Origin of the sequence: Yaniella halotolerans DSM 15476 (assembly GCF_000420805.1) — a bacterium.
Lineage (GTDB): Bacteria > Actinomycetota > Actinomycetes > Actinomycetales > Micrococcaceae > Yaniella > Yaniella halotolerans.
Window position 1 is genome coordinate 1,063,199 of record NZ_ATVQ01000001.1, and the last position, 21,369, is coordinate 1,084,567.

Genomic DNA, 21,369 nt, shown 5'->3' on the forward strand with positions numbered 1-21,369 from the left:
CCCCTAGTCCAGCATGGATAGGATCGCCTCGGTCAGGGCTTGGCGCTGGGCAGGCTTCAGCTGGTGTTCGTGCACATAGTCATGTACCCACAGCCCATCGGCCAACAGTTGCACCAAATACTGCGCGCGTTGAATGTCGTCGTCTTCAATGTCTTGTGGTGACGGCGACCAGCGCTCATCTACTTGCTGCCAGATAGCCGAGAACTCCGTGTTGCTCCGGGCGTCAATTTCCAGTAATAGTTCGGCCTTGGTGGCACTGTGACTCAGCGATAGCACCACTGCACGCATACGGGTTGGCGTATCGACGGTACAGGCTGGTCCCCCGGCGGCACGTTCCAATTCTTGTTCCCACTGGTCCGCAAGGTGCTGGTGGATACCGCGCATTATCTCGTAGCGGGACGGGAAATGATACACAATACCGGATTTAGACATCCCGGATGCCTGGGCTAACGCCTCAAAGGACACAGCTTCCAACCCGCCCTGTTCGATCAACTCGACGGCGGCGTTGAGGATTTCGACTTTTTTACTGGGGCGCATCTACCTTAGCTTCTTTCGGATTCCCACGGAAACAGTAAGCAGTCGCGGCAGCAGCGGCAAACGCCACGATGCCGACAATCACCAGGATGGTCAGGTACGCACCGTCATAAGCTTCGATTGCTGCAGGCCCGTGCACGGCATGATCCACGCCGTGGTCTACATCGCCGGCGACTTCGGCCGGCGCGGACAGCGCATAGAAAAATGGCAGCAGCGAACCGAAGATGGCTACCGAGATGAGGGTACCGAATTCATACGATACGGACTCCACCGAGGACGCCATACCGGCTTTATCGACCGGGGCGGCGCCCAGGATCGCGGTCGAGGCGACAGAGGAAGCGAGTCCGCCGCCGGTACCCGCTATCGCCAAGCTGACAATAAATGGCACCAGTGAGTCCATGTTGAAGGTCCATACAGCTAGGCCGATGCCGAAACCCATCAGTACGAAACCACCGGTGATCAGTGGAATGAACCCAACGCGGTGCAGTATGGAACCGCCCAACAGGGACGCCGGGATGGCCGGTACCGCAATAGATACCACTAGGGCGCCGGCCTCCAATGGCGTGAACCCTCCTGCGGTCTGGAACCGCTGGGTAGTCATCAGCTCGACTCCGGCAACCACGAACATCACCAGACCGGCGGTCAGCACACCACCGGCGAAGATCCGGTTCTTGAAAACACTTACGTCCAACAAGGGTTGCTCCAGCACACGCTGCCGGAAAATAAACAGCAATAGGCCAACGATTCCGATGACGCTCGAGACGATCAGTAGCCACGCAGCCCGGTCCGGGTTGGCGAGCTCTTTGATCGCCATCACTAATCCGACCATCGCCAACATGGCCCAGACCGAAGAGATAAAATCCCAGTGCTTGTTCGGATTGGTGATATTCGGCGGTGCGACCGCGAGCGTGGCTATCAGGGTGACCATGACGACCGGGACGTTGATGAGGAAGACCGATCCCCACCAGAAGAACTCAAGCAGCAGACCACCGAGCAACGGCCCCGCAGCAGCACCCACTACCGCCACGGACATCCACACCGCGATGGCAAGGTTCCGTTCGCGCACATTCGTAAACGTGATCCGAACCAGGGCCAGACTGGCGGGCATCATGGTGGCGGCACCGACGCCGAGCAGGCCGCGGGCTGCAATCAGCGTCCAGGCGGAGGGTGAAAATGCGGCCGCAAGGGAGCCGATCCCGAAGATACTGACACCGATCAGGAACATCAGGCGGTGCCCGATCTTATCCCCCAGCGTGCCGGTGCCAAGCAACAGCCCCGAGAGTACCAACGGGTACGCATTGATGATCCACAATCCTTGTAAGGGCGTGGTTCCTAGTTGGTCTCGTAGCTCGGGCAGAGCGGTATAGAGCACCGAGTTATCAGCACCGACCAAGAATAAGGCGGCGCTGATAATAGCGAGGAAGGTCCACCGCTGTTTTGGGGTGGATGTCGTCTGAGGGAAAACATTCACCCGCGTAACTATACCAAACGTTCGGTGCAGTTACCCTGTCCGCTTGATGCGATGTTCGACTGTAGTTTTCTACAGACCTAAGTCCCTGAGCCCGGGGTGGCCCTCCGGTCGCGGCTTCCCAAACTCCCAGTGAAATTTTCGGTCGGCCTCATCGATTTCGACGTCGTTAATGCTGGCGTGACGGCTCGACATCAGTCCGTTGCTATCGAACTCCCAGTTCTCGTTACCGTAGGAGCGGTACCACTGCCCGGTCGTGGACTGGGATTCATAGCAGTACCGAACAGCAATCCGGCTGTCGGTGAAGGTCCAGAGTTCTTTGATGAGCCGATAATTCAACTCGCGTGCCCATTTCTGCTGCAGAAACTCGACGATTTCGTCGTGCCCCAGCAGGAACGTATCGCGGTTACGCCACCGACTATCGGGCGTGTAGGCAAGCGCGACTTTCTCGGGTTCTTGCTTATTCCAGGCATCTTCAGCTGCGCGTACCTTCTGGATCGCGGTTTCTTGAGTAAACGGCGGAATGGGCGGTTTAATGGACATCACTAACCTCCAACGACTTCGCAATTTTTAAATAGCGCGTGCCAGTCCACCATAGCCACCCGGTCTGCAGGCTGACCATAGTACAAAGGGGATCTCATGTCCGAAACTCAACAACTTACTCCGCACATGATGTTCCAGAATGGTCACGCCGAAGAAGCCATGAATCACTACGTGAAACTTTTCGGCGGTGAAGTGCTAACAATCAACCGCTACGGTGCCGAAACGCCGGACATGGACGGCAAGGTCATGCTCGCAACCTTCGTCATCGCGGGCCTACGCATTAACATCATGGACAGTTCGATTCAGCACGAATTCGACCTGACCCCGTCAATGTCGCTGTTCTTCAACTGTGCCTCGCAGGAACAACTCGATCAACTATGGACGGCGCCGTCGGACGGCGGCGCCGCCCTTATGCCGGTGGAAGACTACGGCTTCGGACCATTCGGTTGGGTCAACGACCGCTACGGCATCTCGTGGCAGCTCAACTACAACCCCACAGCCTAATCAGCGACCACAACAAAAAGGACCTGGCCGCGAAAGAAATCGTAGTCAGGTCCTTCTTTAGTGTTGCGTGAGCAGTCAAGGCGTGGCCTCCAGTCTGCCCTGACATGCCTTAGAGGTTGGCTTCGTCTACAACCTTGTTGCGCAGAATGCCGAGATTGGTTACTTCAACTTCCACGACGTCACCGTCGTTGAGCAGGCCGGCTTCGCTGAATATCCGGGGTGTTTAGAGCCACCTGTTGGTGTCAAACGGATCCGGTGATGGTGCCGATGAGAGCCAGCGATGGTGTTGTTGGGAGCCACTGGCTCTCACCGGTTAATGGTTAGTGGTTGGTCATGGCTATATGCTCACGCATATTGTAACTTCCGGTTTCCACCCAGATCGTGTTGTGCACGATCCGATCCATGATGGCATCAGCGTGGACCCCTGATCCGAGGCGTTGGTGCCAGTCTTTTCGGGCATATTGGGTACAGAACACGGTAGAGGCATTGTCGTACCGACGTTCGAGCAGTTCCAAGAGCATGCTGCGCATGGCTTCATCAGGAGCATCCAGGAGCCACTCATCGATCACCAGCATCGTGAAACTGGCGTATTTTTTGAGCAGTTTTGCTTGCCCTTGAGGCTTATCCGCGGCTTGGATCCAAGCTTCTTCCAGATCCGGCATCCTGATGTAGTGGGCTCGGATGCGCATGGTGCAGGCCTGTTTAGCCAGAGCAGAACCCAAATAAGATTTGCCAGAACCGCTGAAGCCTTGAAAGACCACGCTTTGTCGCCGGTCAATAAATGAACAGGTGGCCAGTTGGGCCAGCACTTGCTGGTTGAGGCCGCGCTCTTCGAGCAGGTCAACGCGACGAAGATCCGCGTTGGGATACCGGAGTTGAGCCCGACGAATGAGTCCTTCGACTTTGGCATGCGTGAAGGAGCTATGGGCCTCATCCACGGCCAGACCCACGCGTTGTTCAAACGACATCCCCATGGTCATCGTGTCGTCTTGTGCCAACAGCGCGTCCAGCAGTGGGCCAGCGGCCATCTCACGCAGCTTGCGGCGGGTTTCGGTATCGAGTTGGCTCATTTGGTGTCTCCTGCGTAGTAGTCGCCGCCACGTACGTAGCCGGCGGTATCGATGGCATCTGGTTGGGTGAGTTCTCCGGTTTTGTCCTGACCAGATTCCAGAATGGGGCGCAGATGCGCATATCGTGGAGACGGCACCCGGCTATTTGGCGCTAACGCACATGCAGCTTCAAGCCGTGGGTGCGAGAATCGTCGGGCTAACCTCAACACCGCAAGTGCAGGGTCAAAGCCTTGTTCAGCCACGGCGACGCTGACAAAGATCCGATCAATCACGGTTTCAGCACTCGGTCCGATCCTGGTGGCCCACGCGCGGATCCGGTGTTGGTCCCATGGCTGATAGCCAGGTCCTGGTGGTAGATCTGCCTCATGAGTGGCATATTGATGCACTACTGTTGCTGGCAATCGCAGGTGTGATCCCAGCCGTTGGCTGCCGCGATAGATTTCCACCACAGTAGCGGTGATGCGCAGATCGACTTTTTCGACCACCTGAGTATATGGCACCGAATAATAGTTCTTGGCCCAGGTGATATGGCCATTGCGCGCCACGCGACGCCCATAGACCCACTCACTGATCTCATAAGCAGTCACCGGCAGTGGTCGTAAAGTTGGCTGCTCCTCAGTCTCAAAGACACTCAACCGCGATCCAGCACGTTTTTGGAACGGCTCCTGGTTGTATTCGACCAGGCGGTCACGGATTGCCTGGCGCAGTTGTTCTAAGGAATGAAACGTTTGGTTGCGCAACGGGGCAATGACGTCAGTGGCGACATGCCGCACTGTGTTCTCCGCGCTGGATTTGTCTTTGGGCGACCTGATGCGCGCAGGAAGGACCCCGGCCGAGTAATGGCCTGCCAGTTCGCGATAGGCGGCGTTGAGGACAATCTCGCCTTCTTTTGGACGCTGCGTTACCCCGGTTTTGAGATTGTCGCAGACGATTCGCGGTACGGATCCGCCAAAGAAATCGAACATGGCCACATGGGCTGCAAGCCAGGTATTTTGTTGCATATCCAACGTTGGTTCGACAAAGCCATACCGCGAAAACGGTAAACACGCCACGAATAAGTACACCTTCTGGGTCTTGCCAGTGTGCGGATCCGTCAGCCGCATCGTAGGTCCAGACCAGTCGACTTCAACGGTCTGACCGGCTTTATGCCCGACCCGGGAAGTGATCCCGGCTTGCAGCACGTATTTCTGATAGACCCGGCAGAACCGGTCATAACCCATCACCGGTTGGCCCGTTAACGCATGCTCATCAACGTACTCACTATGCAGCAGTTTCAGGGTCACCCCGACCCGGGCCAGCTCTTTATGCACCGCATGCCAATCAGGTTGAGCATAAACACTGATATGCTCGCCCCGCCCCGGAAACACCAGGTGATAGACCTCATCTTCAGATAAATCAGCGATCCGGTCCCAATCCAGGTAAGCCCGATCCACAGCATCGAAGACTTCAGCAATACTATTGCGAGAAATGCCATGGGCGGCAGCAATCGCACGCGCTGAGAGCCCTTGCGCGCGAAGTTCTAGGACCAACTTCGCTTGTATTTTGCGTACCATTTGAGATACTCCTTCCGTCATGTGGGTTTGGCACATGACGGAAGGAGCATAAGCCCTGGTGGCTCTCAAAGACACCATCGATGGCTCTGAACAACCCCAACGCCCTCACAACTCGGTGGCTCTCAACAGCACCATCACCGGCTCTAAAAACTGCGAATATTCATTCGCCCCAGAAAAGTCCAACGCCACCGGGAGTACCGGTCACAATGACATCGCCCGGGTTCAGCTTGGTGAAGCCGGTGACGTAGTTGATCAGGGTTGGGATGTCGAAGTACAGGTCAGCGACGGAAGCGTGCTGGCGGACTTCGCCGTTCACACGGGTTTCGAGGGTGAGTTCATTGACATCACCGACGACGTCGGCTGGAACCAGGTACGGGCCGAAACCACCCGGCTATGAATCCCTGGGCAACGCGCTGTCAGAATACGCGGGCGGCGAGCTCACCCCGGCACGTGACCGTGCAGTGCGCACCACGATCGCTGCATCCGCCAGCTTCTTCGGGGGCAGTATTAACCCGAGCGATGCCGACTTGGATCTGGCGAGCATCGTCGTGCCGGTCTTCGATCCCACGAGCGAAGACTCACTAAATTCCGGCCTCGTTCTGCGCCTTGGCCACCTGCCACAGGGCATGACCGGCCAGCAGGCTCTGGAGTTCGTCGAAGCAATGCAGGCTGCCGCTGCCGAGGTTGCCAAAACCCTGGCTACCACAGCTGCCAAGGACTACAACCGCTACGCGAATGCAGGACTGCGCTAAAGAAAAAAATCTTCCACGTGAGTGAAGCCAAGACCCGGGTGCAAGCCTTAGCTTGCACCCGGGTCGTTTAATCTCCATAAGAATAGACCAGCAATTCTATGAGTAGACACGGACTGCATACATGGACCGAGCCTGCAAAGATGCCTTTCGGGCAAGCCCAGCGAATAGATAATTCAAACGTGCTTGGAACCCTGCCAACAAGGACGGCAACACAAAAGCATACGTCGCTCAATACCACTTCAGGATACGACCATGGTGGACTCACTTATAGAGCTGTGCCAGAGTGGACGCCAAGCTAGATCACTTCAGCGGCGTCATAAGCGATACAGATCGCCACCTACTGAGACGAATCACCCAAGCTTCGCCTTCCCAACATCTTTATGGCACAGCAACAGACAGGCGCCACGGAAATTTAGCACTGGCCTAGTCGCTGTATCCTCTAGATGAGCAGGTCCCTTTAACTCTTGCTTTCGAAGTGCCAAGTTCAACCGTCAGCGATCGTCGCCAGGGACCTGGTCGTAAACGACCCAATTTGTGCGTTGCGCGATTGCATCATAAAGATGCTGCGCTCGATGATTATCATCTTTGGTTATCCAGCGGACCACTGAACAACCCTCAGCAGCGGCTACAATATCTAGCTCCGCAATTAGCGCCCGTGCGATGCCTCGTCCCCTGAAGGTAGGTTCTGTAAAAAGATCATCCAACCATACCCCTACTGTCCCCGTTGACGGACGAGGGAACTTTCGATAATTCGCTAATCCGACGACACGACCGTCAATCTCTGCAACTATCCCACAGCTCTCATGACCAGGCTCTATCAACCAATTCCATACTCGATCTACAACATCACTCGAAGGTTCAAAACCATAAAAATCACGGTAACCTTCAAAGAGTGTCTTCCAACCCGTACGGTCGCTCGATCGAACGACTCTTACTTGTAGTGCTTCCATAGAAGTATTCCTCTTCAACGAAAATAGTCGTAAAAATAGTATTTGAAATGTAAGGATCGGAACGTCTCACCCGGCACTCATAATCCATATTAGATATATCAATGGCCTACCGGGCTCGGTCTTATCGCTCTGTTTAGTCGCGATCCCCCTTGGCCTGGAGGGTAGCTCGAAAGAGAAGCTCCAGGCTTGATATAATTGAGGACAAGCGTTCTTCCCCTATATGCTGCTTCCATTCCCTTTCCACGGCCTTCTGCTCACTCTCTACTATTGTCAGGGCTTCTTGACCGAGCCCCGTGAGCATATACTTGGATCCATCAGCCGGAGTCGCTGAAGGCATTTCTGCGACATAGTCATTAGTTCGCAGCATATTAACGATATTCGACACAATATGTACTGAAATCTGGACTCGATCGGAAATTTGTCGCAAGGTCATGCCGCTAGAGTCAAAACGCGCTAAAACGTGCAATTGGGTCTTCGACAGGTTGCCGTAGCCTTCAGTCCCGAGCCGGTCCATAATTCTGCTCATCATGAAGTGATAAGTTGCAGATAATAAACCCGCGACACCAGTGGATTGTCCGTTATTTGAATGACGATCAGTCATATTTATCTCCTACTCACAGATGTTGGCGAATGGTGCCCACGGTTTGAAAATGATGCATCTGACAGAACGCTTGCTGACTAATCTAGACCACAGCCTTCTCAGTCCCTGAATTAACGAATGCCAGGGTTGGGCCCCTAGTACCGAAGCCCAACCCTGAGACTAGTTCCTAGTATGGAATTAGCCAACACCAATTAAATTCGGAAGGAACATTACAAGTTGAGGAACAAAGGTAAATAACAACAAAACTGCGATAAGCATCGCAAGGAACGGTACAATACCTTTGAATATTTCACCTAGCGATGTGTGGCCAACCTCCGATAATACGAACAAAACGATACCCACTGGAGGCGTTAACAGCCCGATACTCAAGTTAAGTATGACTATGACGCCAAAATGTAGAGGATCAATACCAAACTGTGCCACGACTGGAGCCAGAGTAGGCACTACGATCAGTAGCGCAGAGACGGGCTCCAATACCGTTCCAACCAATAACAAGAAGACGTTGATCAGCAAAAGTACTAGAACCGGATTATCAGAAATTGTCCCCAGCAACTCAGCAATCGAATTTGAAACACCTTCCCGAGCCATCACATACGCCAAGAGCCCTCCCGCCGTTGCAATGATCATTATCCGGCCCGCAGTCGCAACTGATTTCGTCAGCGCAGAACCGAGTTGCTTAAACGACATCCAACGTGTCCCAAGCCCTAGGCAAACGAAATAGAATACTGCGATAGCAGCTGACTCAGTAATGGTAAATATGCCACCAAGAATACCCACGAAGATAATAACAGGAGTCATCATGATAGGAATTGCTTTGACAATCGCCATGACTCGTTCTTTGCCAGGCATTCTCGGCTGCTCTTCTTCACGGTTCTTAAGCGAATGAATGAAAATATAAATGCAGAGCGCCAGAAAAAGTATTAAGGCAGGGATTACTCCGGCCAGGAACATCGAAGCAACTGATGACCCTGATAGAACCGCATACAATATAGCAACGACGCTAGGTGGCATGATAGGTCCAATCAAAGACGACGCCGCCGTCAACCCAGAAGCGTATCCCGGAGAATAGCCCCTGCGCTTCATCTGTGGGATCATAATCGAACCCATCGCAGCAGCGTCTGCCGTAGCGGTACCGCTCATAGTAGAAAAAGCCATGCTGCTACTAGCGTTAACGTAAGCCAAGCTATTGCGGACCCTGCCTATAACGGCGGACACTGCATCAAGCAAGCGGGTTGCCATTCCAGATTCGTTGGCTATGTATCCAACCATAATGAACAACGGCACCGCGAGTAGCGTGAAAGAATTCAGCGTCCCGGCCATCTGCTGCAAAACAATACTAAAGGTCAAACTAGGATCAAGCGCCACATACAAAACAGAAGGAATAAGAATCGCAAATACTACAGGAACCCGCAATAAAATGAGCAAAAATAATAGGGCAATAACAGCGAAAATACTCATGCGCCTACACTTTCTTCGAGAGCCTGGTCGACTTCTGATGCCGTATTAGTAGCGTCCTTGTCTCTAAGTATCAGGAATCCCCGGATTACTGAATACAGACCCATCAGAATAAATGCGCCCCAAACCACTCCATAATATATTTCAGATGGTAGCCCTAACGCAGCCGAAGACCCCCCAGCAACCTCTTGAAGCCAGCTAAATGAGCCAAAAGCAATTACAAAACAAGCTGCCGCAACGAGGAATGCAACGAGACCTTCCCACATACGCCTGAAACGTTGCGATAGTCGATCGTCTGCAAGAGTGACAGTGACATGTGAATGCTCTGCTGTAACAAAAATTGCTGCCAGGAAAACCATCCAGACGTAACTGTACCGCGCAAGTTCTTCAGCCCACATAATCGGATCCTCTAGTACGTATCTAAAAAATACTTGGGTAACCATAATCGCAAGAATTAAAATCGCTAAGGCGACAGCTATTGTCCTGAAAAATAATGCGCTTTTCATGAATAGACTTCGACGCACGGTGAACACCTACTGCTTTAGGGAATAAAGGATTGAGAAACCGATCTACATCGATTCCAATTCGTCAAGGAGCTCCTGGTACGCATCGCTCCATGGATAATCGCTAGTGTACGATTCACGGACGGCTTCACGCATGGGTTCGATGTCTACGTCATCGATAACTTCGATGCTGTCAGAGTTCTCCCACTCTTCAAGCGCTGCCTTATCGTCTCGCTCTAGACACTCGGCAACTCGCTCTGAGCCTTCGTCGAAAGCTTCGGTAAGAGCACTCTGCTGATCCTCACTTAATGACTCTAAGGTATTGGAATTAATTACAGGCGGTAACCCTGTCAACAGATGTCCTGTAAGGCTAACGTAGTCTGAGGGCTCGTCGAAAGAATCAGTTTTAATAATCGATAGTGGCGCTTCCCCCACATCGAAGATGCCTTGCTGCAATGCCATGTAAATTTCGTCATATGCAGTCGTAGTTGGGTCTGCTCCAAGTGCCTCCAACGACTCGACGTAAATATCCACCGGCGTTGTTCGGGCTCGAGTCCCATCGAAATCGTCAATTGTTCGAATCGGTGAATTCCCAAACATGTGCCGCTCTCCGTAGAGCCAGGGCCCGCCAACAACCTGCACTCCTGCAGCCTCGTCCACTTCGCTCCACATTTCTTGAGCTACATCTGTTTCTAAAACATGGTTGTATTGCTCTAGATCTTCGTAAAGAAAGAAGGTGTCGTACATTTCCATATCTGTCATGCCAAACACCGTTGACAACGTCGAACCGGTAGAGAGAGCAATATCGATCTGACCTGACGAAACTTGCTCCATCAATTCATTCTCGCTCCCTAGCTGGGAGGAATGCGTCAGGTTCATGCTGATACCAGCGTCTTCAAGCCCCTGGTGGTTCTCAAGAGCATCATAGCCGCAAGCAATTATCGGTGATTCCGGTGTGTAAATAGTCGAGAAAGACAGTGTTACCTCTTCAGCTCCACCTTCTGTCGCCCCGCCATCGGAACATGCAGTCGCCATCAGGGCGAATGGAACACTGAGTGCACCAATTCTAGCCATGACTTTGTAATTCCTTCTCTTCTGTACCATTTTTCCTCTTTCAAAATTGGGTGTGATTCTAATTCGGAGTTAAATCCGGGTGTCGTGAGGTTGCAAGGAAAGCGCAGTTCCTAAGCGCCGATGATCAGGCTCGATCTTTGAACTCGAAGAGTCCTTTAACTACTTCCAATAAACCATTTTTGTAGATCAGGTCACATATCCCTTTTGGATAAGTTTATAATTGCTGCATACGCAATGGACACCTCTGAAGTCACGTCGCGGCCTGGACACATCGCCCATCGATTCTTGTAGAGTTCTAGGAACTACTTAACTCAGAGCCCAACAACTCCAAAGTGGGCCGAATTATTACTACTTTGCCACCAGCCTGGAACGCTTGGAAGCGGCCGCAAACCAGCTCATTCAGATGCTGCTTAGATGTATAGCGCAACTTTTAGTTAGGAACGCTCATAAACGAGTTGGCCACCTAAGTAGACGGCAGTCGGCGTGAGGTTCAGCCATTCAGACGGTTCCATTTCATATGGATTTTGGTCCAGGACCTGAATATCTGCACAAGCCCCTGGAGACAGAACTCCAATTTCGTGTTCTTCAAAAGATGTATATGCGGCATCATTGGTATACGCTCTAATGGCTGCGGACAGACTGATACTTTCTTCTTCCCCCAGAACAACGCCCGATTTCGTCGTTCTCGTGACAGCGGAATAAATGCCACCCCAGGGGTTCCCATCAGTCACAGGCGAGTCTGAATTTCCCGGCGCGCAGATACCCCATTCTTGAAAGGTCCGTTGCGGATAAGCACGACTTGCTCTGTCGAATCCTAAAGCCTTTATATATGAATCTCCTAGGTGATGAATAAAACCAATAGAAGAAGCCGCAATAATATTGTTATCTCGAATTCTCTCAAGTTGTCCGTGAGTCGGTAAAGCACAATGCTCTAATCGAATGCGTTGGTTCGTCACGAAATTTTTGTCAAGTTGATCTAAAGCGTCCAGTGCTTGCTCGATGGCTCGTTCACCGATTCCATGGATCGCTAATCTTAAACCACCCTCAACTGCGCGCTTCAACTCTGGAATAAAGTCATTGTCTGCAAGATAGAGAAGGCCACAGTCGTCCAGATCCTCGAATGAACAGCAGACCGCGGCGGTGCGCCCACCCACGCTGCCATCAAGTGTGAACTTCACTCCCTGAATCCGCAACATATCATTGCCGAATCCAGAACTAATACCTGCGCCGAGCGCCGAATCAAGCAAGCCTTTCATGGCTGACTGACTCAGAGCCCATAGCCAAGGACGCACGCGCATTTTCAATTTGCCGCTCCGTTCCGCTTGACTGTATCTGCGCATGCCTGCCGCAGAAGCTGACAGATCATGAACGGTTGTAACCCCCCAGCCCACAAAGGCTTCTTGCGCCAGCCTGAAGGCCTGCTCCTCCTCGTGGTCTGCATAATTAGGAACTTGCACCTGGTCCATGGCGGCTTCTTGGATCAGTCCTGTTAGCGCCCCAAGGCCATCACGAACGAAGCGACCTCCCTGAGGATCTTCTACATCACAGGAGATACCTGAAGTCGTCAAAGCCTCAGAGTTTACTACGAACATATGAGTACAAGTACGGGTCAGGACAACTGGATTACGAGGGGCTACCACATCTAGTTCTGCTTTCGTGGGACCGCGGCCGTCGCTTAGGTAGGTCTCGTCCCAACCGCTCCCACGTATCCAAACTCCGGGCTTTGCGTTGGCTACCGCGAGTGCAATTTTGTCGAGGATGTCATCTACACTCGATACTGCCTGCGGTCGGAGATCAAGGTTTAAAAGCGCTTTCCCCAGCATTTCAGGATGAGCGTGAGACTCAATGAACCCCGGCATAACAAAATGCCCGCCAAGATCTATCCGGCGAGCTTGTGGATCCGGCTCAGAAACGATTTTCCCGTCTGTTACTGCGAAACTCTGCGGGGCACTAAAGCCAGAGCCCTCGAACACACGGGCATTAGTAAAAATTAGGGTAGACATTTATCTCCAGTCATAAGTCTCGCCCCACCACACCAGACCTGCAGTGATATAAGGCACAAATTGAAACGCTACAAGCATCCACTGTCAGGAAGCAAGATCGATGCCACAGTGACATCAATACAGCTCCCAGAAGACATCGATATGATTGACGCATTCGGAACCAAATAAACTATCCCCACAAAGGAGATCTGGATACTCCTAAGTAGCGACGCCTAACCCATCTTCGGTGCTTGGCGAAGTTGGGGGCCTGCATCTTCAAAGGCAGACGCAAAGCTCAGCAGCTCTAGATCGGCAGATGTGCCGCCACAAAATGTGAGACCAACGGGCATATCAATGTCTTCCATATTCCCCATCGGAACTGTGACAGTCGGAATACCTAGGTGTCGAATAGCGTAATTCCCATTCGAAAAAGCCACGCCGTTGCTCCACGCATGGTCGGCAGCTGCTGGATCAACGTCAGCATTTGAGGCCCCAACATCCGAATTGGCGGGAAACACTACTGCGTCAAACTCATTCTCAATGAGCCAGCTATCAAGCAGTTCTTCACGTAACTGGACTGTGGCTCGAAGACCTTTCGAAAAATCGTGATGTAGATGTGGCTTCTGCAAACCTGCCTTCACAAGTTCCACTGCCTCTACGTAAGGACTCCCTTTCTTGCTGGAATATTCATAACGATTCGGTAATGCACCTGCGGGTGTAGGGAATACCTGTTCTGAATCTACGACCCCAAGATTCGGATACTCAGGGTCACCATTGACTTTAAGGAAATCGTCCCACGCAGAAGCCATAAATTCTCGAAACTCGAGATTAGTCCATCCGTAAGGTAGATCGCCCAGACCATCAACAAAGCGTCTCCCTGGGCGCCCATTCTCGTACTGCTCCATAAGTGGAAAATCAGTTTCCACTACTTCCGCACCCAGTGACTCAAGGCGCTCCCGCGCGGCTTGCCATAGATCGTTTACAGATGGACGTAATTCTAGAGGATAATTTTTATCCTGATTCAGATATATCCTTGGCACTGCCAATCGCTTTCCTTCAAGAGCGCGTCCATCTCGAAGCTGAAGATAAGAGTCCAGTCGCGGTTCCTTGAGCTTTGGGAGCGAGACGATATTCTGGCTCCGCCAAAAGTCTCCACGTGTTTCCGGGTCTTCCTGCGCGATCACATCTAGCAAACGCAACATATCAGGCATCGAACGGGTATACGGCACAACGACATCTCGGGTTGGGAATAGAGGCCAATTTCCCCGAATCGAAATAACGCCCCATGATGGTGTATAAGCACAAAGCGCGTTATTCGAAGCGGGACTCCGCCCCGAACACAATGTTTCTGCCGCCATGCTAAATACTGCTAAATTTGCAGCAACAGAAACTGCCGAACCGCTTGACGACCCGGAGCCGAAAGCCGCTGGCAAGTATTCGCTGTTATATGGACTCTTCGGCCTGTCATGAACTCCCCGTTGCATGCCTCCGGCTGCCATCGGCGGCATATTAGTTTTTCCGAGCAGTACCGCACCGGCATCACGTAGGCACTCCACTACAAAAGCATCCCAGTGTCCCATCAGCTCTGCAAAGGCCGGCGAACCGGCAGACGCGGTCAGGCCTTTAACGACGAATGAGTCCTTAACGGTAAAAGGAACACCTTCCAGAGCACGCGGACATCCTGCTCTTATTCTACGATCTGATTCTTCTGCCTCCTCCATGGCTCGAGGGTTGAGGACAGGAACAGACTTCAGCCCTTCCTCACCACGGTCGTAAGCTTCGATCCGATCTAGATACTGTTGCGTTAACCACGTACTAGTGATGTCGCCACGCTGCAAAGCTTCCAGGACTCCATAAATATTGGCTTCTAGCAACTCGAATTTTTCCAAAGGCTTGTCCATTTCACTCTTCCTACCGTTCTTGTGAGATATCGGAACAGGACATCCCAAATAGACTCAAATCACTGTGAAGGGCTAGGCCACAGATAGGAGTGTCCTTGAGCCCAATGATCAGCTTCAAATTGGCCTTAACGGAAGGTTCTATTAATCATTTTTTTAGTTCAACTTCAACAAACGACACGTTTTCACTTGTCAAATTATGAACATTGTGTTTAGTCTTGGCTTCTCCCGCATAACTTAAGCCACTTACAATCTCTCTCTCAAGCGTTCCTTCGTCGCTCACTACTGTTAAGGTTCCACCAACTGTCGGAACCACAACATAGTCATATTCGTGAGTGTGAGAGCCAGTCTGTGTTCCAGGCGGAAAGTCCCAACGCGTAACACGAACATCATTGTTTTCTAATTGAACAGTTGCAGTAGCTGTTGTCGACATGATTCCTTTTCCGAGAATGGTTTTGTTGATCTAAGTATTGCGGTATTGCGAAGTGCAGAACCATAGAAGCTCAATAAGCATTCACTACAATACGCAGCCAATGCCTGGTCTGGCTGCTACAAGCTCTGGGGCCGTAAGCGCTTCATTAAATTTCGTCGCCAACCTCCCAGCGAAAGAACCCCAGTCCACTTTTCCTCCCTAGTTTCCCTTCAGCGACCATCCGTCGCAGTATTTGCGGCGGTTCAAATCTCGCCCCGAATTTTGTAGCTAAGTGGTTACTAATAGCCAGTCTGACGTCAAGTCCTACTATGTCAGTCATACGTAGCGGACCGACCTCATGTCCGTATCCAAGGCGCATACCTGCATCAATATCCTCTGGATCAGCGATGCCCTCCTCGACCATCCGCATTGCCTCTAAGCCAAGAGATACCGCAAGACGACTAGTGGCAAAACCCGCGGAATCTCGGACTACGATTGGGCGTCTCTGCATAAACTCTGCACACTGAATAGCCATTTCCAGGCTTTCGGCAGAAGTTATACTGCTGTGAATCACTTCAATTAACTGAGCGGAGGCCACTGGCTGGAAAAAGTGAAGACCCAAGAATCGTTCTGGATTATCCAAAGCGCTCTGCATCGCTTCTATACTTAGAGAGCTCGTATTTGTTGTTAGGAGCGAAGGACGCAGACGCTTCTCTGCTTCTGCAAGTACGGAAATTTTGAGGTCTATGTCTTCTGGAACACTCTCAATGACGAAACCGCCCTGATCAATCCCCGTCAGATCTGAAACGGGGTTTATCAAACGAGCTCGAGCCCGCCCATATGAAGCAGTGATGCGTTCCAGACAGTCGTCAAGTTGTACGCTTGATTTATCGTAGATGTTGACTCTCCAACCATGCATTACAAACAACTCTGTAATGCTCGTTCCCATGGTGCCAGCACCTATTATCGTCACTCGTTGCTGGAATTTATCTCCGAAATTCATGTAAAACCTCTTTAGTTACAGTTTTGGCGCGAGCTGTAGTCCGCCGGCGATATGCAACACCTCACCAGAGATATAACCTGAATCGGGGCCGGCAAAGAATGAAACTGCCCCGGCTACATCCTCGGGCTTTGCGTTGCGCCCCAAGGGAGTAATTTCCTCATATCGTTGAAAACTAGCTTCCCGCTGTGCCAATTTCATGTTGTCTACGAATGTAGTGTCGACAGGACCCGGGGCAATGACGTTACAAGTTCCGTTCCACGGCCCCAACTCTTGTGTGAGAGTCCGAGCAAGCCCGACTACCCCGGCTTTCGACGCCGTGTATGCAGGATTGCCACCGGCAAGCCATGTTCGCGAACCAATCATGATTACTCTTGGCGATACCGCTTGTTCTAAATGGGGTATGGCGGCCCTTGTGACTAGATAGACTCCTCTTAAATTTACAGCGATGGTCTGGTCAAACTCGGTTAGTTTGGCGGTGACAGAGTCTCCAGAGAATCCAATCCCAGCGTTATTAACCAAGACGTCCAGACGTCCAGATTTTTCGATAACTTCTTGGATGCAAGTCTCGACGCCTTCAGGGTCAGTAACATCGAGTCTCACTGGCAAAGTATTTTTAAGCTTGCTCGCAACCTGTTGTGCCTGCTCAAGGTTTGCGTCACTGATCACGACGTAAAAGCCATCTTCATGCAGCCTCCGCGCTATCGCACTGCCGAAAGACCCAGCCCCACCCGTGACCATTGCTACTTTTTGAACGTTCATATCCCACCTTATCGGTCTAGTGTCGTGCGTCTTTTACTAGAATGCTCGCGGTTTGTTTGGTGCCTGTGATGACTCGTTGATATCCAGTAAATCGCTCAATATTTTCAGCATCAGGCACATCGATATACAATGGTCCTCCCCCAAGTTGAGCTAATTTATCCTCCGTGCAAACAATCAACAAGTCGTTTGTACCCAGTCGCGTCAGCAGCTCCGAATCCAGTTGCTGGTTTCCTCGACCAAAAAGAAAACCTTGTCCGCCGATCGGGGACACAATTAGTTGCAAGCGATAATTAACTGTGAGCTGGTGAAGCTCATAGGCAGAAAGGTCGTAACCAATGATCTCTCCACGGTGGAGAACATCTACCCCCAGTAGAGAAGTTTCAGCACCAAAATGTTCTGATACCCCTTGAACGGTACTGCCAGGTCCTAACAAACACATTGCCTCCGAGTCGATAAGTTTTGCACATTCAGAAGCTAATCCAGGTAATGACTGAGTCCCAATTGAGGAACCTACCTTTCCTCCTTGCAAACGCCGCCGAGTATCGGGAACATTTAAATAACCATAAAGTTGAGAAGTGAGAACACCCTGACGATGTGCCTCTTCATCAATGTCAGCTATTTCAGCAGGCACGGTTTTTCCAGGTTCTAGCGACCAGTCGTTGAGAATCACGGCCGCATCTTCCGCGGAGCGTGCAAAAACACCCGATTGCATTTTCACGCCTGCGGGAATGCCCAGAACTGGCAGTCTAGATGAGTTTCCCTCAAGGGCGGCGTGAACATCACGAGCAGTGCCATCACCTCCGGCGAACACCACTAGGTCTACCCCTCGCAAGTCGAGGCTTTGAACGGCTTCTTTGGTGTGCTGAGCGGTGCTGTGCGACAGAGCATTGAAACCGGACAGTTCCTCTAGAATCTCCGCCTCTATATTGGCGTTATTCGTGGCAAATTCACCCATTTCCTTGGACACGGTGATGATTTCAAAAGTGTTCTTACGAATATCGGCAAAATGCCGTAACATCTTCGTTGCCTGATGCTGGGCTCGAGGACTTGCACCTCGAGCCACAGCTTGCTTCTGAATATCGCTCCCGTCACTACCTTTGAGGCCGACTGTCCCACCTATCCCGGCTACCGGATTGACTACTAGACCGATGCGTAGGTGGGTTTCGGCTTGTAATTTTGCGATCACCGGTGGTGAGCTTTCGGTGCTCGTTGAGGAATCGGCAAATTGGCAGGGGCTACCCAAGTACTGGGCTCAGACCTTTGTTCCCCCAAATATTTTCTTCTATAGGCACGCCACGATGTTGCCCATGTTTCAGGGTCAGTTGTTGCTTCTTGGTCGATAGTGTGGATGCTACTTCGATGTGGAGCAGATTTGACCGTGTCAATATCCTGGCGTGCTTCTTCGGCAGTGAGTTTTAAGGTAGCTATGTACTCGTCGAGCTCCTGTTTCGAATAAGACTCAGTAGGCTCTAAAGTCATAGGTTCAGGAACGATGTAGGGATGATGACTCGTCCAGTAGTGGAAACCGTAATCTGCCATACGTGCACCGATTTCACCTGTGGATATTCCAGTTTCCTCAGCCAACTCTTGCCATGAATAACGTACCTGTTCGATTCGGTACTCTCCGCTCGCATACGGAATAGAAAGTCCATCAATTTTTGACAATTCGGCGTGTAGGTAATTGCTATTAAGCACTGCGGTTTCCGCGACTTGCCTTAATCCTTCGGCTCCCAGTGCACGGATCCAAGCATAGGCACGGACCAGGTTCGGTACTACACCGTAGAAAGGACGAATATCTGGTGTCGAATATTTCCCCTGTTCAGACCACTCGAACCTCGAGGGGGTGCGTACAACTTGAGGCCCTGGCAAGTATGGAGCTAATTCATCTGTAGCGCAAAGAGCACCAGCTGCAGGCCCACCGCATGCGTGTGGGGTAGAGAAAGTTTTATGAAGGTTAAAATGGCACATATCAAACCCTGCTTCACGAGCCCGGGCGATTCCGAGAAGACCATTCGCATTTGCCTGATCGTAGAAGGTGACCCCACCTACTTGGCGAACGGCATCAACGAAGTCCGTAATCTCTGGGTTGAAAACTCCGGTGTCCTCAGGATTCGTTATAAAAAGTGCTGCCGTCCGCTCCGATAGCACCGATTTCAATGCCTCGAGGTCAGGATAGCCATTTTCGTCTGGGTATAAGGTAATTACCTTATACCCCACAGTCTTAGCTGTTGCAGCGTTGGAGGGATGGGAAAAGATGGTGGTGATTATCTCGTCTCGCTGCGTACTTTCACCTTGTGCTTCATGATAGGCTTGGACCGATTTCACCGCTCCATAAATTGCAGCCGAACCAGAACCAGCTTGAAGACTAACTTGGTCCATGCCCGAAATTTCTTTGAGATAATCTTGTAGATTATGAATAATTTCCATGGTTCCTTGGGCTGTAGATACGTCCTGAAGAGGATGCATGTCTGCAGACAAGGATGACCCTGCGAACTTTTCATTTACTTTTGGACTGTACTTCATTGTGCATGTACCTTGCCCAATGTCGACATTCAAATCTGCGCCTAAGGTTTCCTGTGAAAGTCGAAGATAGTGACGCAAAACTTGGGCTTGCCCGATCTCAGGCAGGTTTGGTGCTGTTTTACGCTGAACGGAATTTTCTGGTGCGGATTTCGTAATAGCAGAATGTCCATCGCTATTAGACACGACGCCAGTATGACCAGGAGCGTTTAATTCGAATATCAGCGGTTCATCCCATCGCGGGGCCTGGTAGTTTCGAATGAGGGTTTTCTGAAAAGGATGCGTTCTTGTGTCTTCTTGAAGTGTCATCATGTCCTCTGTGTTCTTAAGGTTCTGATTATGCGTAGATGTCGCTTTCGTCACGCCATGATCCTTTCAAACGCCACAACCAGCTCATCAATATCATCGGTTGAATGCAGCTCGGTGACACAAACAATGCTGCTGGCTTCTAATGAGTGTCCGTCCGCACCAACACTTCGCTCACTAGTAAGTAGGTCCCCTGCCTCTGCACCACCGTAGATATCGTCATCGAGCATCTTTGCATTGACCTCGGCGGCTGTGTGGTTGTCATAAGTAATCATGAATTCACGCCAATGAGGGCTATTTACGTGATGGACGGTAATTCCTGGAATGGCTGCCAATCGATCAATCGCATAACGTGTTCTCGAAGCAATGGTATCGCCCAGCTCTCTCATTCCGTGAGGTCCCATCAGAGCTAGATAAACTCCAGCTGTAATTCCCCAAAGCGCTGCGGCAGTACCAACCCATTCCACGCCTTGATCCCGCATAGCAAGTGAGGTTCGCTCATAAGCGACGTCAACAAAACCAATCTCACCATCTTTGCGTGTTGGTGCTAGACCAAATAAACGAGAAGGGAACTCGTAAATAAAGCGTTCATCGTCGTGAGTAGCAATGAACCCACCGTGAGCGCCACCATAGTGGAGGCCAAGACCGAGTGACTGTATGTCACCACACAAGATATCAGCACCCCAACTGGCCGGTGACTCAGTAAAACCTAAAGAAAGTGGATCTAAGCCGCAGACCAGTAATGCGCCCGCACTATGCGCAGCTTGGGCAATATTCTCACCATTGGCTTCTACTATCCCTGCAACATTTGGAGTTTCGAGATAAACCGCAGCGGTAGTATCATCCAGCAGTTCGATCACATCATCAGTGTGAATGAGACCCGTCTCTTTTCGCGGTTCTACCCAGACGATCTCGAGTGCGCCCTGGAGAAACGACTCAATTCGCCGCAATTTTGCGGAAACAACTGCGGTTGAGCATACTATTTTTGATCGTTGTGTTATCCGACCTGCCATCCGCAGAGCGGTAGCGGTAGCTTGATAACCGTCGTATGTTGGAACGTTTACTACATCCATTTCCAGCAGTTCCGCCATCAAGGACGTATATTCAAACAATGCCTGCCATTTCCCATGATCCTCATAGGCCTCGCCGGCATAAGCGGTAAGGAATTCAGCTCGCTGGTTTACCTCATCACACACTGCCGGAACATAATGCGGATATGCCCCAGCCCCCAAGAATGAAAGCGCTCGGGTCGTCGGCTTGTTGTTTCCCAATAACCCGCTCATGTGGCGTACAAGTTTTGCCTCTGAAGTAAAACCCTCCGGGATATTTAGCGGACGTTCCAGACGAAGTTTTTGCGGAATGCTAGAGAAAAGTTGTTCTACTGTCTCAACCCCAATCGAGTCGAGCATTTTTTGCTTTGTTTGCGGGGACGCATTAGGAACATACGGGTGAGTACGGCTCATAGTGTATTATCTCCGGTTC

21 protein-coding genes are annotated in these 21,369 nt (G+C 51.4%); 2 read left to right on the top strand and 19 right to left on the bottom strand.

The genetic code is table 11. The annotated features are described in order from the left end of the window. Positions 1–3 precede the first annotated feature (3 nt). The 3 genes from G583_RS0105225 to G583_RS0105235 form a co-directional block, all read right to left on the bottom strand. Positions 4–537 carry a TetR/AcrR family transcriptional regulator gene (locus G583_RS0105225; RefSeq protein WP_022870136.1) on the bottom strand — a complete coding sequence of 178 codons (534 nt, stop codon included), beginning with the start codon at positions 535–537 and terminating at the stop codon, positions 4–6. Beyond that, positions 524–2,005, bottom strand: coding sequence for an MFS transporter (locus tag G583_RS0105230; RefSeq protein ID WP_022870137.1), 1,482 nt, complete (start codon positions 2,003–2,005; stop codon positions 524–526). Before G583_RS0105230 ends, G583_RS0105225 begins: the two co-directional genes overlap by 14 nt. A gap of 69 nt (positions 2,006–2,074) precedes the next feature. Continuing rightward, positions 2,075–2,545 carry a nuclear transport factor 2 family protein gene (locus G583_RS0105235; RefSeq protein WP_022870138.1) on the bottom strand — a complete coding sequence of 157 codons (471 nt, stop codon included), beginning with the start codon at positions 2,543–2,545 and terminating at the stop codon, positions 2,075–2,077. 96 nt (positions 2,546–2,641) lie between these two features. Between G583_RS0105235 and G583_RS0105240 the strand changes: the two genes are divergently transcribed. Continuing rightward, positions 2,642–3,049, top strand: a complete 408-nt coding sequence (locus G583_RS0105240; RefSeq protein WP_022870139.1) for a VOC family protein — start codon at positions 2,642–2,644, stop codon at positions 3,047–3,049. Between the two features lie 320 nt (positions 3,050–3,369). Here the strand turns inward: G583_RS0105240 and G583_RS0105245 are convergent, their stop codons facing one another. The 3 genes from G583_RS0105245 to G583_RS16705 form a co-directional block, all read right to left on the bottom strand. Further along, positions 3,370–4,119, bottom strand: coding sequence for an ATP-binding protein (locus G583_RS0105245; protein WP_022870140.1), 750 nt, complete (start codon positions 4,117–4,119; stop codon positions 3,370–3,372). Beyond that, positions 4,116–5,672: an IS21 family transposase gene (gene istA, locus G583_RS0105250; RefSeq protein ID WP_022870141.1), complete on the bottom strand. Its 1,557-nt coding sequence runs from the start codon at positions 5,670–5,672 to the stop codon at positions 4,116–4,118. Before istA ends, G583_RS0105245 begins: the two co-directional genes overlap by 4 nt. Before the next feature lie 160 nt (positions 5,673–5,832). Then, the gene (locus G583_RS16705; RefSeq protein WP_245540595.1) at positions 5,833–6,042 is read right to left on the bottom strand and encodes a fumarylacetoacetate hydrolase family protein; all 210 of its coding nucleotides are present in this window, start codon (positions 6,040–6,042) and stop codon (positions 5,833–5,835) included. Here G583_RS16705 and G583_RS16710 point away from each other — a divergent pair. Continuing rightward, positions 6,011–6,424 (top strand): hypothetical protein, encoded by a 414-nt coding sequence (locus tag G583_RS16710; protein ID WP_156832053.1) that lies wholly within the window; start codon positions 6,011–6,013, stop codon positions 6,422–6,424. The two genes, G583_RS16705 and G583_RS16710, sit on opposite strands and share 32 nt — an antisense overlap. 491 nt (positions 6,425–6,915) lie before the next feature. Here G583_RS16710 and G583_RS0105265 read toward each other — a convergent pair whose 3' ends face one another. The 13 genes from G583_RS0105265 to gcvPA all read right to left on the bottom strand — a co-directional run bounded on the left by G583_RS0105265 (position 6,916) and on the right by gcvPA (position 21,350). Further along, positions 6,916–7,374 (bottom strand): GNAT family N-acetyltransferase, encoded by a 459-nt coding sequence (locus G583_RS0105265; protein WP_022870144.1) that lies wholly within the window; start codon positions 7,372–7,374, stop codon positions 6,916–6,918. 133 nt (positions 7,375–7,507) lie between these two features. Further along, the gene (locus tag G583_RS0105270) at positions 7,508–7,975 is read right to left on the bottom strand and encodes a MarR family winged helix-turn-helix transcriptional regulator (protein ID WP_022870145.1); all 468 of its coding nucleotides are present in this window, start codon (positions 7,973–7,975) and stop codon (positions 7,508–7,510) included. A 177-nt stretch (positions 7,976–8,152) separates the two neighbouring features. Next, positions 8,153–9,433 carry a TRAP transporter large permease gene (locus tag G583_RS0105275; RefSeq protein ID WP_022870146.1) on the bottom strand — a complete coding sequence of 427 codons (1,281 nt, stop codon included), beginning with the start codon at positions 9,431–9,433 and terminating at the stop codon, positions 8,153–8,155. Beyond that, on the bottom strand, positions 9,430–9,936 hold the full coding sequence (locus tag G583_RS16255; protein ID WP_022870147.1) for a TRAP transporter small permease: 507 nt from the start codon (positions 9,934–9,936) through the stop codon (positions 9,430–9,432). The genes G583_RS0105275 and G583_RS16255 overlap by 4 nt, the downstream gene beginning before the upstream one ends. Positions 9,937–9,999: 63 nt before the next feature. Then, positions 10,000–11,007: a TRAP transporter substrate-binding protein DctP gene (gene dctP / locus G583_RS0105285; RefSeq protein WP_022870148.1), complete on the bottom strand. Its 1,008-nt coding sequence runs from the start codon at positions 11,005–11,007 to the stop codon at positions 10,000–10,002. Positions 11,008–11,441: 434 nt separating this feature from the next. Beyond that, positions 11,442–13,010, bottom strand: a complete 1,569-nt coding sequence (locus G583_RS14505) for an amidohydrolase (RefSeq protein WP_022870149.1) — start codon at positions 13,008–13,010, stop codon at positions 11,442–11,444. A 212-nt stretch (positions 13,011–13,222) separates the two neighbouring features. Continuing rightward, entirely contained in the window at positions 13,223–14,890 is a 1,668-nt protein-coding gene (locus tag G583_RS0105295) for an amidase (RefSeq protein WP_022870150.1), read from the bottom strand. Between the two features lie 145 nt (positions 14,891–15,035). Continuing rightward, positions 15,036–15,320: a cupin domain-containing protein gene (locus tag G583_RS16560; RefSeq protein WP_084677248.1), complete on the bottom strand. Its 285-nt coding sequence runs from the start codon at positions 15,318–15,320 to the stop codon at positions 15,036–15,038. 145 nt (positions 15,321–15,465) lie between these two features. Next, on the bottom strand, positions 15,466–16,302 hold the full coding sequence (locus G583_RS0105300) for a 3-hydroxyacyl-CoA dehydrogenase family protein (RefSeq protein WP_022870151.1): 837 nt from the start codon (positions 16,300–16,302) through the stop codon (positions 15,466–15,468). Between the two features lie 15 nt (positions 16,303–16,317). Continuing rightward, positions 16,318–17,061 (bottom strand): SDR family NAD(P)-dependent oxidoreductase, encoded by a 744-nt coding sequence (locus tag G583_RS0105305; protein WP_022870152.1) that lies wholly within the window; start codon positions 17,059–17,061, stop codon positions 16,318–16,320. A 16-nt stretch (positions 17,062–17,077) separates the two neighbouring features. Then, entirely contained in the window at positions 17,078–18,247 is a 1,170-nt protein-coding gene (locus G583_RS14510; protein WP_022870153.1) for an ATP-NAD kinase family protein, read from the bottom strand. After that, positions 18,244–19,944 carry an aminomethyl-transferring glycine dehydrogenase subunit GcvPB gene (gene gcvPB, locus G583_RS14515; protein ID WP_022870154.1) on the bottom strand — a complete coding sequence of 567 codons (1,701 nt, stop codon included), beginning with the start codon at positions 19,942–19,944 and terminating at the stop codon, positions 18,244–18,246. The genes G583_RS14510 and gcvPB overlap by 4 nt, the downstream gene beginning before the upstream one ends. Further along, entirely contained in the window at positions 19,941–21,350 is a 1,410-nt protein-coding gene (gene gcvPA, locus G583_RS0105320) for an aminomethyl-transferring glycine dehydrogenase subunit GcvPA (protein ID WP_022870155.1), read from the bottom strand. Before gcvPA ends, gcvPB begins: the two co-directional genes overlap by 4 nt. Positions 21,351–21,369: the final 19 nt, after the last annotated feature.

What these genes read in the sequence shown, in the direction of transcription:
- G583_RS0105225 (WP_022870136.1), bottom strand. Translation starts at nt 537, where the DNA reads ATGCGCCCCAGTAAAAAAGTCGAAATCCTCAACGCCGCCGTCGAGTTG.
- G583_RS0105235 (WP_022870138.1), bottom strand. Translation starts at nt 2,545, where the DNA reads ATGTCCATTAAACCGCCCATTCCGCCGTTTACTCAAGAAACCGCGATC.
- G583_RS0105240 (WP_022870139.1), top strand. Translation starts at nt 2,642, where the DNA reads ATGTCCGAAACTCAACAACTTACTCCGCACATGATGTTCCAGAATGGT.
- G583_RS0105245 (WP_022870140.1), bottom strand. Translation starts at nt 4,119, where the DNA reads ATGAGCCAACTCGATACCGAAACCCGCCGCAAGCTGCGTGAGATGGCC.
- istA (WP_022870141.1), bottom strand. Translation starts at nt 5,672, where the DNA reads ATGGTACGCAAAATACAAGCGAAGTTGGTCCTAGAACTTCGCGCGCAA.
- G583_RS0105265 (WP_022870144.1), bottom strand. Translation starts at nt 7,374, where the DNA reads ATGGAAGCACTACAAGTAAGAGTCGTTCGATCGAGCGACCGTACGGGT.
- G583_RS0105270 (WP_022870145.1), bottom strand. Translation starts at nt 7,975, where the DNA reads ATGACTGATCGTCATTCAAATAACGGACAATCCACTGGTGTCGCGGGT.
- G583_RS0105275 (WP_022870146.1), bottom strand. Translation starts at nt 9,433, where the DNA reads ATGAGTATTTTCGCTGTTATTGCCCTATTATTTTTGCTCATTTTATTG.
- G583_RS16255 (WP_022870147.1), bottom strand. Translation starts at nt 9,936, where the DNA reads ATGAAAAGCGCATTATTTTTCAGGACAATAGCTGTCGCCTTAGCGATT.
- dctP (WP_022870148.1), bottom strand. Translation starts at nt 11,007, where the DNA reads ATGGCTAGAATTGGTGCACTCAGTGTTCCATTCGCCCTGATGGCGACT.
- G583_RS14505 (WP_022870149.1), bottom strand. Translation starts at nt 13,010, where the DNA reads ATGTCTACCCTAATTTTTACTAATGCCCGTGTGTTCGAGGGCTCTGGC.
- G583_RS0105295 (WP_022870150.1), bottom strand. Translation starts at nt 14,890, where the DNA reads ATGGACAAGCCTTTGGAAAAATTCGAGTTGCTAGAAGCCAATATTTAT.
- G583_RS16560 (WP_084677248.1), bottom strand. Translation starts at nt 15,320, where the DNA reads ATGTCGACAACAGCTACTGCAACTGTTCAATTAGAAAACAATGATGTT.
- G583_RS0105300 (WP_022870151.1), bottom strand. Translation starts at nt 16,302, where the DNA reads ATGAATTTCGGAGATAAATTCCAGCAACGAGTGACGATAATAGGTGCT.
- G583_RS0105305 (WP_022870152.1), bottom strand. Translation starts at nt 17,061, where the DNA reads ATGAACGTTCAAAAAGTAGCAATGGTCACGGGTGGGGCTGGGTCTTTC.
- gcvPA (WP_022870155.1), bottom strand. Translation starts at nt 21,350, where the DNA reads ATGAGCCGTACTCACCCGTATGTTCCTAATGCGTCCCCGCAAACAAAG.